At 57.3% G+C, this 12,242-nt stretch carries 11 protein-coding genes; 2 read left to right on the plus strand and 9 right to left on the minus strand.

Annotated elements, in window-relative coordinates:
* Positions 1–262: 262 nt before the first annotated feature.
* The 5 genes from AAF555_05860 to AAF555_05880 all read right to left on the minus strand — a co-directional run bounded on the left by AAF555_05860 (position 263) and on the right by AAF555_05880 (position 6,191).
* Positions 263–526: a hypothetical protein gene (locus tag AAF555_05860; GenBank protein MEM6911092.1), complete on the minus strand. Its 264-nt coding sequence runs from the start codon at positions 524–526 to the stop codon at positions 263–265.
* Positions 527–701: 175 nt separating this feature from the next.
* Positions 702–1,058 carry a zeta toxin family protein gene (locus AAF555_05865; GenBank protein MEM6911093.1) on the minus strand — a complete coding sequence of 119 codons (357 nt, stop codon included), beginning with the start codon at positions 1,056–1,058 and terminating at the stop codon, positions 702–704.
* A gap of 289 nt (positions 1,059–1,347) precedes the next feature.
* Complete coding sequence (locus AAF555_05870) at positions 1,348–4,656, minus strand: ribonucleoside-diphosphate reductase subunit alpha (protein ID MEM6911094.1); 3,309 nt, start codon at positions 4,654–4,656, stop codon at positions 1,348–1,350.
* A 37-nt stretch (positions 4,657–4,693) separates the two neighbouring features.
* Positions 4,694–5,056 (minus strand): four helix bundle protein, encoded by a 363-nt coding sequence (locus AAF555_05875; protein ID MEM6911095.1) that lies wholly within the window; start codon positions 5,054–5,056, stop codon positions 4,694–4,696.
* Positions 5,057–5,099: 43 nt separating this feature from the next.
* On the minus strand, positions 5,100–6,191 hold the full coding sequence (locus AAF555_05880; GenBank protein MEM6911096.1) for a ribonucleotide-diphosphate reductase subunit beta: 1,092 nt from the start codon (positions 6,189–6,191) through the stop codon (positions 5,100–5,102).
* A 408-nt stretch (positions 6,192–6,599) separates the two neighbouring features.
* On the opposite strand from AAF555_05880, the gene AAF555_05885 reads away from it, so the two are divergent.
* Both AAF555_05885 and AAF555_05890 read left to right on the plus strand, forming a co-directional pair.
* Positions 6,600–7,049 carry a LysM peptidoglycan-binding domain-containing protein gene (locus tag AAF555_05885; GenBank protein ID MEM6911097.1) on the plus strand — a complete coding sequence of 150 codons (450 nt, stop codon included), beginning with the start codon at positions 6,600–6,602 and terminating at the stop codon, positions 7,047–7,049.
* A 270-nt stretch (positions 7,050–7,319) separates the two neighbouring features.
* Positions 7,320–8,327 carry a tRNA-dihydrouridine synthase family protein gene (locus tag AAF555_05890; protein ID MEM6911098.1) on the plus strand — a complete coding sequence of 336 codons (1,008 nt, stop codon included), beginning with the start codon at positions 7,320–7,322 and terminating at the stop codon, positions 8,325–8,327.
* Between the two features lie 222 nt (positions 8,328–8,549).
* Here AAF555_05890 and AAF555_05895 read toward each other — a convergent pair whose 3' ends face one another.
* From AAF555_05895 to AAF555_05910, 4 genes are all read right to left on the minus strand, one after another.
* Positions 8,550–8,798, minus strand: coding sequence for a hypothetical protein (locus AAF555_05895; GenBank protein MEM6911099.1), 249 nt, complete (start codon positions 8,796–8,798; stop codon positions 8,550–8,552).
* A gap of 146 nt (positions 8,799–8,944) precedes the next feature.
* Positions 8,945–9,151: a type II toxin-antitoxin system prevent-host-death family antitoxin gene (locus AAF555_05900; protein ID MEM6911100.1), complete on the minus strand. Its 207-nt coding sequence runs from the start codon at positions 9,149–9,151 to the stop codon at positions 8,945–8,947.
* Positions 9,152–9,323: 172 nt separating this feature from the next.
* A complete protein-coding gene (locus AAF555_05905; GenBank protein MEM6911101.1) occupies positions 9,324–10,043 on the minus strand; it encodes a hypothetical protein in 720 nt (239 codons plus the stop codon).
* 75 nt (positions 10,044–10,118) lie between these two features.
* A complete protein-coding gene (locus tag AAF555_05910; GenBank protein MEM6911102.1) occupies positions 10,119–12,161 on the minus strand; it encodes a prolyl oligopeptidase family serine peptidase in 2,043 nt (680 codons plus the stop codon).
* Between the last annotated feature and the right edge of the window lie 81 nt (positions 12,162–12,242).

Consider the following 12,242-nt stretch of genomic DNA (forward strand, 5'->3'; position numbering starts at 1 on the left):
CGAGCCGCGTTGCCGCAAGCGAAGGCCCAAAAACTACACCTTCATGACCAAGCCCCGTGCCAGCTATCACGCCAAGTATCACCACAACTCAAATCACGATCTCGCCGCTTAATCCCGCGCCATTCAGCCCAGCCATTAAATGTTCAAATCTCGATTTTTGACATTCAGTTCAGGCGTAGGAAAGACTTCCTTTCGGCTTAGGGATTTCCTGACCGAGCGACTTGGCGGTTTCGATCAACTTGGCGATGACGGATGGAGTTTGCTAGTTTTCAGAATTCAGTTCGGCGCCATAGAAGCGGTTCAAGAACTCTTGGCGGCGTTCTTCCTCGGGTAGCTCTTGCGGATTACCCGACCAGACAAGCCTCCGGGCATCGTCTGCCATTTGGCAGCCGATGCGAAGCCGCTCTTCTCCACTCTTCTCCATCATCCGGCGGAAGAGCAGGGCGTTGATGGCTGGCGGGGTGTCGGCTACTGAGAAACCCGTGTCAGCATAGCGGTCAGGTTCAATGGGGGTCGCCGCGCTCAAGGTTGTTAGAATTCAGAGTTCAGTTTTCAGGGTTCCTGCCCTATGACTCGTCCCTCTTGCCACACGATCAGCGGAAGGCCCCAGCGTTTGTGCTCCTCACGGAGTTCCTTCTCCATGGTTACTACAGCCGCGTGCCTAATTTGAGCTCGGCTGAGTGATTCAATTGATGCTGTCTCTATGGGCTGCATAGAAGTGCTTCCAATTCTTGTAAGGTAGCGGATTCCGACGAGAGGAGCAAGCTCGGAGTCGGTGTCCGGTTATCCAATAGCTCCCAAGAGTCCACCATCGCAGCATACACTTGAACCAGATTCTTCAAGCTGCGTGCAAATCGGCGAATAATGTCTTTATCCGGAATGTCATGTCCACCGAGGGCCACCCGCCTTCGGATTCTCTCCCGCGCTAGTTCAACCGAAGGAATCCACAGAAAGAAAAGCTCCACTCGATAGCCTCGGGACTTTGCGCAATCCAACAGTCTCGACTGACTGGATCCGCTCAAGGTGCTCTCCAATCCAAAGGAGCATCCTCGATCAATTTGCTCACGAACCTATTGCAGTAGTAATCTCCCGGCACGGAGTGCCACGGCTGGCGGGTTGAGGGGAGAGAGACCACGCGCCATCTCGTCGGCATTGAGGAAGCGCGGGATAGGTTTGAGCTGGCGTAGATAAGCCCGGGCGAAGGTGGTTTTTCCAGCTCCGTTGGGACCGCCGAAGAGATAAAGAGTGGGGTTCGGCGGTCCCATGGGTCAGAGGGCCAGGTGTTGGTTTCTCGCGGATTGCAAATCCACGTTCCCTAATGCCGGGGACAGGAGTGTCCCCTCTCCGTTATTGGCAGGCTTCGCATTCTCCGCCGTTCATCATGGCGTCGAGGGAGCATTGTTGCTTCTCGGCTTCGGTGTGGGTCTTGGGTTCGCTGGTGGCTGTTGCTACGGCAGCTCCTGCGTTTGCGGGACCAGCGTCTTTGGCGACCAGGCCTCGGAGTTCTTTTTTGTTCTCGGAGGTGGCTTTTTCGATGTTGCTGGCCTGCAAGGTGCGGAGGTAATAGGTGGTTTTCAAGCCTTTGGCCCAGGCGCGGCGATACATGTGGCTCAGGGCCTTCAAGTCCGGGGTGGCTAGGAAGAGGTTTACGGACTGGGATTGGTCGATCCACTTTTGACGCCGGGCGGAGGCGTCGATGAGGTATTCGTAGTCGACAGCGAAGACGGTTCTGTGCTTGTCTTTGATCCACTGCGGGATGGTTTCGATGTCCGCGAGTTCACCGTCGAAGTATTTCAGATGCTCGGCCATTTCCTTGTTCCAAAGGCCTTCTTTTTTGAGGTCGTTCACGAGGGTGCCGTTGAGCACGATGAAGTCTCCACTAAGGTTGCTCTTCACATACAAGTTTTTGTAGTTTGGCTCGATGCAGGGGGTGGTGCCCATGATGTTGCTGATGGTGGCGGTGGGGGCGATGGCGAGGACGTTGCTGTTGCGCATGCCGCTCTTGGCGATTTTTTCGCGGACGGGAGTCCAATCGAGTTTGCCGCCGCGCGGGATGTCGATTTCTTCCCCGCGCTCCTTCACCAGGAGGTCGATGGTGTCTTGCGGAAGCAGCCCGCGGTCCCATTTGGAGCCTTGATAGCTCTGGTAGGTGCCACGCTCGGCAGCCAGGTCAGCGCTGGCGCTGTAAGCGTGGTAGGCGATGGCTTCCATGAATTCGTCATTGAATTCGACGGCTTCCGGGCTGGCGAAGCTGAGGCCGCGCTTGAAGAGGGCAACTTGTAGGCCCATGACGCCGAGGCCGATGGGTCGGTGGCGGCTGTTGGCGGTTTTGGCAGCTGCGGTGGGGTAGAAGTTGATGTCGATGACGTTGTCGAGTGCGCGGACGGCGACCTGGACGGTTTCTTCCAGCATTTCGTGGTCGAGGTTTCCTTGCTGATCGACGTGGCTATCGAGGACGACCGAGCCGAGGTTGCAGACGGCGGTTTCTTCGTCGCTCGTGTTCAGGGTAATCTCGGTGCACAAGTTGGAGGAGTGGATCACGCCGGCGTGGTCCTGCGGACTGCGGACGTTGCAGGGGTCCTTGAAGGTGATCCAGGGGTGGCCGGTTTCGAAGATGCTTTTGAGCATTTTCTTCCAAAGTTCGATGGCGGGGACTTCCTTGCCCCAGATCTTGCCTTCTTTGGCCATGGCCTCGTATTCGGCGTAGCGCTGGGCGAAAGCGCTGCCGTAGAGGTCATGGAGGTCGGGGCATTCGTTTGATCGGAAGAGGGTCCAGTTCTGGCGAGCTTCCATGCGCTGCATGAAGAGGTCGGGGATCCAGTTGGCGGTGTTCATGTCGTGGCAACGGCGGCGGTCATCTCCGGTGTTTTTCCGCAGCTCGAGGAAGTCGTCGATGTCGTTGTGCCAGGTTTCGAGGTAGGCACAGCCAGAGCCTTTTCGCTTCCCGCCTTGGTTGACGGCGCAGAGCTGGTCGTTGTGGAGCTTGAGGAAGGGGATGACGCCCTGGCTTTCGCCGTTGGTGCCCTTGATGTAGCTGCCGGTGCCGCGGACGGCGGTCCAGGAACCACCAAGGCCCCCGGCCCATTTGCTGAGGTAGGCATTGTCGGCTATGCCGCGCTGCATGATGGACTCGATGGAGTCGTCGATCTTGTAGAGGTAGCAGCTGGAGAGTTGGCTGTGGAGGGTGCCGCTGTTGAAGAGGGTGGGGGTGGAGGAGCAGAAGCGGCGGCTTTTGTAGAGGTTGTAGAGGCGGATGACCCAGTCTTCGCGGTTTTCCTCTTCGGCGTGGAAGAGGCCCATGGAGACGCGCAGCCAGAAGAAGGCGGGCGTCTCTAGGCGACGATGCGTCTCGCCGGTTTTGTCGACGATGAGGTAGCGGTCGTAGAGCGTTTGGATGCCGAGGTAGTCGAAGTCGAGGTCGGCAGAGGGGTCGAGAGCAGCGGCCAATTTGTCGAGGTCATACTCCAGCAGCTTGGGGCTGAGGCGCTGGATTTCGACGCCGTGGCGGAGGTATCGCTTGAAAGCCTTTTGGTGCTTCTCTTTGAGGCCCGCGATGCCATCAGTGAGGATGTCCCAGCCCAGAACTTCTTCGTAAATGTAGGTCAAGCGGATGCGACCGGCAAAGCGTGCGAAGTCAGCATCCTTTTCGATGAGGGATTTTGAGTTGAGGATGATGGTGGCCTGGAGATCCTTTTCGGCGATTTCGGCCGGGATGGCCCGGCGAAGTTCGCGCTCGATTTCAGCTTCGCTTAGGTCCAGCTCGAGCCCGATCATAGCGAATTTGATGCGGCGTTGCAGCTCGCTGCCATCCCAGAATTCGCTGGTGCCATCAGCCCGCTTGACGACGACCATGGTGTCCTGTTGTTCACTGCCTTGGGCCTGGGCGGCTTCGACCCGTTCTTGCTCCCGCAGTTCCCGTCGGCGGGCCCGGTAGAGAATGTAGCTTTCGGCAACTTTGAAGAAGCCGTGTTTCATGAGTTCCTCTTGCACGAAATCTTGGACGTCCTCGATTTCGATGAAGGCCTGCTCTCCGAAGCCGACTCGTTCCGTCACCGCTTGGGCAAGGCGCACGGCAGGCTCCGAGTCTTCCCCGACCGAGAGAAAGGCCTTGCGGACGGCAATTTCGATTTTGGAGGCCGCCCAAGGAACCACCGTCCCATTGCGACGAATGAGGCGGATGGTGGCTGGGGTCGAAGTGGCTTCCACCTCGAGGGCCCCCTCAGCGGCGGCCCGACGGAAAATAAGGGATTTGGCCACGTCGTGGGCGTCATTTTCCACGAGTGCCTTTTCGATCAGCAGGTAGAGATCACTTCGGGTCAGTCGGACGGCCCCACCGTGTTGGCTGGCCTGGCAGGCGATGTTGTCCGCCACGCTGCGGGCCACGTTGGCGACAAAGCCGCGATTGCTCTCATTGAAAATGTCGTCCTGCTCCCGAGAAAGCAGCAGGTCCGTGAGAGCAGCTCCGATGGTGTCGGCTACCTCACGCAGGCAAAAAGTTTGCTCGCCTTGGGTCTCATCTTCAATCACCACTCCCTCTGGACTGGAGGACGTCTCCCCGAAAACATCTCGCCAAGCGAAGGCGGGTTTTTCCGTAGTGGGTTGGGCGACCAGGCGCTTGAGCGCGAGGTCTTCGGTGAGCGTGATGCGTTGGATCATGGTAGGTAAGAGTTGGTTAAAATTCGGTCTTCAGCATTCAGGAGGTTGCGGTGCGGGCCGGGACGGACTTGATGAGTGCTCGAAGCATGGCCGCGATCTCTTTGGTTTCGGCGACCAGCCGATCAATCATCGCGGAAGCGACTCCGAGTCGGCGTGAGATGGAAAGCTGGGTGGGAAGCTCGGCTACAGAGCCTTTGGCGATTCTCAGAAATCGAACCAAGTCTCCATCGCAGTCTCGCTCCTTGCCTTCACCAATATTGGACGGAATGGAAAGAGCGGCGCTTTGGATCTGATCTCTAAGACCAAAATTTTTCGGAGCCCCAGACTTTTGATCGATGTCTGCTGTCGAACGGCAAGCATGCTTCCAAACAGCTCCATTCTCGAAGGTTTGTAATGACATGCTACCTCTCGCTACAGCCTGAATTCTGAGACCTAACAAACTCTCAAAGCTCATCGTCATCCACCGCTCCCAGCGCGGAGGCTTTCTGGTATTCGGTCACGCGGCCTTCAAAGAAGTTTTGCTCCTTCTTGATGTCCATCATCTCGGCCAGCCACGGGAAGGGATTGCTTACTTCGATATCGTTGAGCGGAGTAAGGCCGCAGTCGGTCAGGCGGCGATCTCCAATGTAGTCAATGTATTGAGTGAACTCGTCCACATTGAGTCCGACCGCGCCGACGGGGAGGCAGTCAGCGATGAACTCCTTCTCAAGCGTGGTGGCCTCGCGCATGGTTTCTCGCAGGTCTTCCTTGAACTCGGGCGTCCAGACATCCTGATTTTCTTCCACCAAATCCATCAAGAGATTTCTTAGAAGCTCGATGTGATTCGACTCGTCCCGCAGGGTGTAGCGGAACATCTGTCCGATGCCGGGGAACTTGTTCTGCCGGTAGAGGGCTAGCACCATGCCGAAGAGGCCGTAGAACTGGGTGCCCTCCATGCACTGCCCGAAAAGGAACATGTTTTTAGCGAGGGCTTGCTTGTTGGCGGTGTCCGTCAGGTCGACGTCGCGACGCATGGCCCGACTATTGGTCACCACGAATTCAGTCTTGCGCTTGATGGTCTCGACGTCTTCAAACATCGCCTCGCATTCGTGGGGATTGAGACCAAGTGATGACAACATGTAGACGAGGCTATCGGCATGGATGTTTTCTTCATGCGCGTGTCTTCCGAGGACGAGCTTCAACTCGGGAGCGGTCACTTGCTCGCGAATCACGTGCATAATGTTATCGCCCACGATGCCCTCCGCCGCAGAGAAGTAGCCCACGGCCATTTTGATGATCCACCGCTCCACCTCAGAGACCGCGCCCGTGTCACGCCACTGCTCGACATCTTTTTGCATCGGGATGTCCTCCGGCTCCCAGTGGTTGGCCTTCATGGTCTTGTAAAGCTCATAGGCCCAGGTGTATTTGAGAGGCAGGATGTTGAAAAACATCGTCTCCCGCCCGTTGATGACCTTTTTGGCTGAGAAAGCCTCTTCGGCTTTGGCTTTGTCCAGGGTGAAGCTGCGGTCTCCGACTTTGATCAGGGTAGTGGCCATGAGGATGAAGGTAAGATTGACTTTTTCGAATTGAAATTGGGGAAGATTCCCGGCGCTTTGCTACGAGTCGACGCGATCAACAGCATGCGAATTCCCCGCAGAAAGGTCAAACTTTTTCCGACATATTGGGGGCTGAAATTAGGCACACTACTACATGTTGTGTTTCGCCTTGGAAGAGGCGTCTTCAGAGGTCTCGCCTGAAAAGGCCTGAAAAAGAGGGAGTTCCGCATTTGTTCCACGATTTCGTTCCCGATGAGGAGAGTGCTCGGAACACCCCAAGATAGGCGCCATTTTTTTGGAAACTTTCCTAACAAGCCGCCCCCTCACCAGCGCCCTCTGAGAAATCAGGAAGTTCTTGGGCGTCGAATGCTTGCATTCAACTCACCCTGACAGCACTTATCTGCTGACATGACTCACTCTCCACACCTTCTTCTTCTTTGCGGGGTTTTTGGCCTCGCCTTCTCCGGCTGCACTCCGCAGGGCACCACTTCGACCACCAATTCTCGCAACCCCTATCCCAACCAGCCTACTGCGGATTTTCCTTTCGATGAGAATGGAAATTACATTCCCGAGGCGGCTGTCAGTGGACGCAGTTACGCTGGCACCAGCAGTCCACCGATCCGCAGCACGGGCTACGACACTCCCGCCTCCGCTAGCGCGGAGCCCAGCAACTACACGCCTCCTCCTGCTCCTAAACCCAAGCCGAAGCCTTCCTTCGCCTACCACACCGTCAAAAGCGGTGACACCTTGTGGGCCATCAGCCGCAAGTATGGCACATCGGTCAGCCGAATTCAGTCTGCCAACAGCATCTCCGGCAGTATCATCCGACCTGGCCAGCGCCTCAAAATTCCTAACTGAGAGGTGATCCTTTTCTTCAAGCGTTTCATTTGATGTGGATTCGAGGCGCCCCTCCGCAAGGGGCGCCTCTTTTTACCTGGAAGGGACTGGCTCTTCGGCCCAGCCGCTGGGGCACCTCTTTTCTTTTTTCGAGGGTCGTTTGCAGCTTGGTGTCACCAGGGAGACTTTCTGGCTCCGCAGCGCCTTGCTAAAGTGGCCAGCCACAGAGAGCCAAGCAGGCTCAAGGCGCTTCTCTTCCAGGGCGCTCCTCGCTCGGAATCGATTTCACAAATGACCCTCACCCTCGCCCCCATGCAGGATGTCACCAACCTGGCTTTCTGGCGCGTGCTAGAACGCCGAGGGGGGCCGGATGTCTACGTCACTGAGTATTTCCGCGTCCATCGGCAGTCCCACCCTGAGGCCTTCATCCTGCGTTCGGTGGATGAGTTCGAGACCGCGAAACCCGTCATCGCGCAAATGATTGGGAACGACCCCCAACACCTCGTCCGCACCGCCTTGCTCCTGCAAGAGCACCCCATCTCAGGGATCGAACTCAATCTAGGCTGCCCCGCTCCGGTGGTCTGCGGCAAGGACTGTGGCGGCGCTCTCCTTCGTGACCCTGAGCGCATCGAACGCCTCGTGGAAGCTCTTCGCCCGGTGGTGCAGGGCACCCTCACCCTCAAGACGCGCCTCGGCTACCAATCGGAAAAGGAATTCCCCGCTCTCTTGAAGTGTTTTGAGAAGCTCCCCATCGATGGTCTCGCCATCCACGGGCGAACCGTGAAGGAAAAGTACCAAAGTCCCGTGCATACCGATTGCCTGGCGGAAGCCGTCCGATCTCTCCCTTACCCGGTGCAGGCCAACGGCAGCATCGTCTCTCTAAAAACAGCCCAAGCCATGCAGGCAAAAACCCGAGCCCACGGGCTCATGCTGGGGCGGGGCGCCATTCGCAATCCTTGGCTGTTCGACCAAATCCGCGGAAAGGTCTCCTCCCCCACCTTACGCGACCTGCGGGACTACATCCTGGAGCTAAGCGAGGAAGTTCGCGCGACTCACCAATACCGAAAAGCCAACGGGCACGTCCAGCGAATGAAGAAGTTCCTCAACTACATCGCGGTCGGCATTCACGACGGAATCTTCCTGGATGCGGTGCGCCGAGCGACAACGGAAAGAGAATTTCATGCCCACTGCCAAGAGTATCTCTCAAGCGACCAGCCGCTTGATCCCGAACCTCCCGAAGGAGGAAGAGTCTTTTGCGGCCACCCGGAACTCTTAACTCATGTGGCCTCCGCAAGCTGACGGGCCTTTTCTACCATCGACTTGGCCCAATCTGGAGTTTCTGTAAAACTGTCCGGCCCAACAATCTTTCCCTTTCTCAGATCCAAAAGCAGCTGGGGAAGAGGCTTTCGCCCTTTCCGAGGATTGGCTTCAGAGGAGTTATCGAAAAGGCGCAAGGCCTCGATATGGGGAAGAAGCCGGATTGCGCTGCCTGCAACGGCAAATCGGTGAAGGTCTGCCCTCCTAAAGTCGTTTCAAAACAAAGGTCTCCTTTTTGGCAAGGGCGGCCTCCAGCATCTCTTTTCCCAAATGCCAGGCATGGCTGTTAGCCATTTCCTGAGTCAAATTGCGATGAAGACGGCGCATCCGGAAGGCCGCCAAATCGGAGTTGTAAAAATCGACTCCGCAGCTGTTGAAAAGGGCGCCACCTAGACTGCTTTTGCCAGATCCATTGACCCCGGCTAGGACATAAATCGCAGGCTGGGCTTTCAAGCCTGCAAACGAGCCTGCTTCACCGCTTTTTGTCCGATTTCCTCAGCCGGAGTCTCAAAAGCTTTTTCACTGGCTCTTTTCGACTCGGCGGTCTGCATCCCACGGAACCGAGCCTCATAATCCTTCTTGAGCGTTTTGAGAAGATCCTAGGCAGCAAGAGCATCGACCATCTGGTCATAGAGTTCCACCGAAAGGAGGATGGCTTCTCGTTTTCGATTTCGCGTGATACTGAGGGGGCCCTCTTCCAAGACGCGTTGGAAGACCGACTTGAAGGCATTTTTTAGCTTGGAGGAAGGCGAAGTCGTCAGTTCTCTGGAAGGGCTTAGCTTGTCAAGCTCGGCGAGAGTGTTCATAATAGCAAAGTGACGCTGTAGAACCGTTTTGCTCAAAAGCCAGCAAATCAACCACATTTGAGAGCAAAAGGTCTTCTTTGCGAGCGCCTTTTTCTCCAATCCATGCCCACCTCAATCTATCAGGGCGTCTTCGAGTTGGGAGTTGAGAAAGGAAAAACGCTCACTCGCACCCTCACAAAGCGGTGATCTCTTTCGCAAGAAGAGGGTAAGCTTGGGATTTTAAGGCTAGGACCTGTTGGTCCCAGGCCAAGGAGCGATTCAATCCAGCGCTCACATGCCGTCGACCCACCGAGGCCGAAGAAACCGAGCGCCAATTCCCGGAAGAAACATTCATGACCAGGGCCGTGAGGTTGATCCGAGTGCGGCGGTCCTTGTCCGGCACGAGTTCCCCTCCAAGGGGGACCCAGGAAAGGGCGGCCCCCGGAGTTTGGCTTTCAGAGGTTTCCAGTGTACCAAACACACAAATCACATGGGAGGCACCCGCCCGCGCAGCTGCCAAACGCAGACTCTTGGCCTGCATCTCTGGACTGCCGCCGCCCTTTGGGGGAATCCCTGAAAAAACCTGGGGATCGAAATAGGCATTCATGGCAGAAAGCAATTCGGGGTCGGGGCGGAGGGCCACTGACTGCAGCAACATGACCCTGGCCCCGGGTGACAAATTCACTCCCGCTTTCCCGCGCCGTAAGGCGGATTGGATGGCTGCCTCAGTGGGGGAGGCCGCCGAAGAAAGTCCCAGCAGATCGGCGGTCGCGAGTTCCCCTCGGTAAAGCGAATTGCCGCCTCCGCGCCACGAACTCCTCGAAGGATGGGAGGCATTGGAAATGGAAGTCGTGACACAGCTGCTCAGAAAGAGAGCAGCCCCAGCAGCGCAAAAAGGAATGATAGCCTTCATGGGCTCCATTCTTGCGAAAAACGGGGAACTGACTAAATCGAATAAAAAGATGAGAGCATCGACTTGGTCGATTTCTCATTTCTCCAGGTTTTCCCACAAAAATTGATACTCCAGAGCATCGACGTAGGCGGCCTGTTGGTGATTGGCAGCGCCCCCATGCCCGCCCTCCATGTTTTCGTAGTAGAGCGGAGCATGCCCCTGCTCTTTCATGCGGGCGACCATCTTTCGGGCGTGCGCAGGGTGAACCCGATCGTCGCGCGTGGAGGTGGTAAAAAGAATTGCCGGGTAGTCCACCTCACTCTGCAATTGGTGATAAGGGGAATAGCCCTCCAACCAGTCCCAAACGCCTTCCTCGTCGGGATCGCCATACTCCGCGACCCAGCTGGCCCCGGCCAGCAATTGGTGATAGCGCTTCATATCCAAAAGCGGCACCGCACAAACGAGGGCGCCGAAAAGATCGGGGCGCTGCACCAACATATTCCCGATGAGAAGCCCCCCGTTGGATCCCCCCATGGCCGCGAGGCTGGCGGAGGTGCACACCCCACGTGCAATGAGGTCCTCCGCCACGGCGATGAAATCATCAAAGGCCTTCTGTCGATTTTCCTGGAGAGCCGCCTGGTGCCAGGCTGGTCCGAATTCGCCGCCCCCGCGAATATTGGCCACGACGTAAACCCCGCCTCGTTGCAGCCAACCAATCCCACGCCCTGCCGAGTAGCCCGGCAAGAGAGGGATTTCAAAGCCTCCGTAAGCGTAGAGAAGCGTCTTGCGCGGCTCTTGTCCCAAGCTCTCTGAACCCACCACAAAATAAGGCACTTGGGTGCCATCGGCCGAGGTGGCTTCCCATTGATGAATTTGGAAGCCGGCTGCCTCGAAGCGAGGAGGCGCTTGCTTGAGTGTTTCGAAGGGCTGCCCCACGCCTTGCGAGCGCAAGAGAGTGGTGGGGGTGAGGTAATTGGTGACGCTCATCCAGAGCGCTTCGCTTTCCTCCGCGTCCTCTCCCCAGACCCTGACCGTGGCATTCTCGGGGATCTCCAAAGACTTCCGTTCCCAGCCCTCCTTTGTCAGTCTCACGGCGTAGAGGCGATTGCGGACATTTTCCAATTCATTCACCAGCAGCCAACTTTTGGTCTCGGAAAACCCGGCCAGTGATTTCCGAGGATTCGGCGCAAAGAGGACCTCAAAATCCCGGTCGCCCGCGAGGAAGGCCTCTTGCGAAATCGCCAGGAGAGCCCCTTTCGGAAAGGTCCTCTGGTCAGTCTGCCAATCGGACCGCAGTTCGAAGAGAAACTGGTCTTGGAAGGTCGAGACCTCCGCGTCATCCGGCTTCTCCAGCCGGACCAGCTCCCCCTGGACCTGCCAAGAAACTTCATCGGTGTAAAAGCTCGTCGAACGGTAGGCCATCACCTGTCGCCGGCCATCTTCCCACCACGCGCGCACCCCCGCTGAGACATCCCCGATCTCTCCCTCGAAGACCCTCTCCGCCTCGGCGAGCAGCGTGCCCCGGCTCCAACGCTTCGCCACCCTGGGGTAGCCCGATTCGGTGAGGGATCCCGGACCGAAGTCGCTGCCGACCAGCAGGGTGTCGCGATCCAGCCAACTCACGTTGGTCTTGGCCTCAGGAATCTCAAAGCCCCCTTTCACAAAGCGCTTGGCCAGGAGATCGAACTCGCGCACGACCTTGGCATCGCCTCCGCCGCGCGAGAATTGAAGCATCGCTCGGTCGGCCTCAGGCTCCAGCACGCGCGCGCCGCCCCAGACCCAGTTTTCTCCCTCCTCCTCGGCCAAGGCATCCACATCCAGCACGACTTCCCAAGTGGGCTCCTCTTGGCGATACTCCTCCAGGGTCGTGCGACGCCAAACGCCTCGGACCTGCGAGGCATCGCGCCAAAAATTGTAGTAGTGGGATCCAATTTTTGAAACCGCCGCCAGCTTGTCGGGCGAGTCGTAGGCGGCCAGGAGTGCTGCCTGCAAACTCTCAAAGTCCTCGGTTCCTGCCAAGGCGGCCTCGCTCTTGGCATTTTCCTCCCGAACCCAAGCCAAGGCCGATTCCCCTTCCACCTCTTCCAGCCAAAGAAAGGGATCTTCCGCGCTGCTTGCCGTGACCGAAACCCCTATCATGATCCAAAAAGCCCTTTTCATCTCGTGCCTAAGCGTTGACCGCAAGCCAGAAGGTCTCGCAAAGCCCGCACAGCCAGCCGC

This window comes from Verrucomicrobiota bacterium (genome assembly GCA_039027815.1).
In the GTDB taxonomy this organism is placed as follows: domain Bacteria; phylum Verrucomicrobiota; class Verrucomicrobiia; order Verrucomicrobiales; family JBCCJK01; genus JBCCJK01.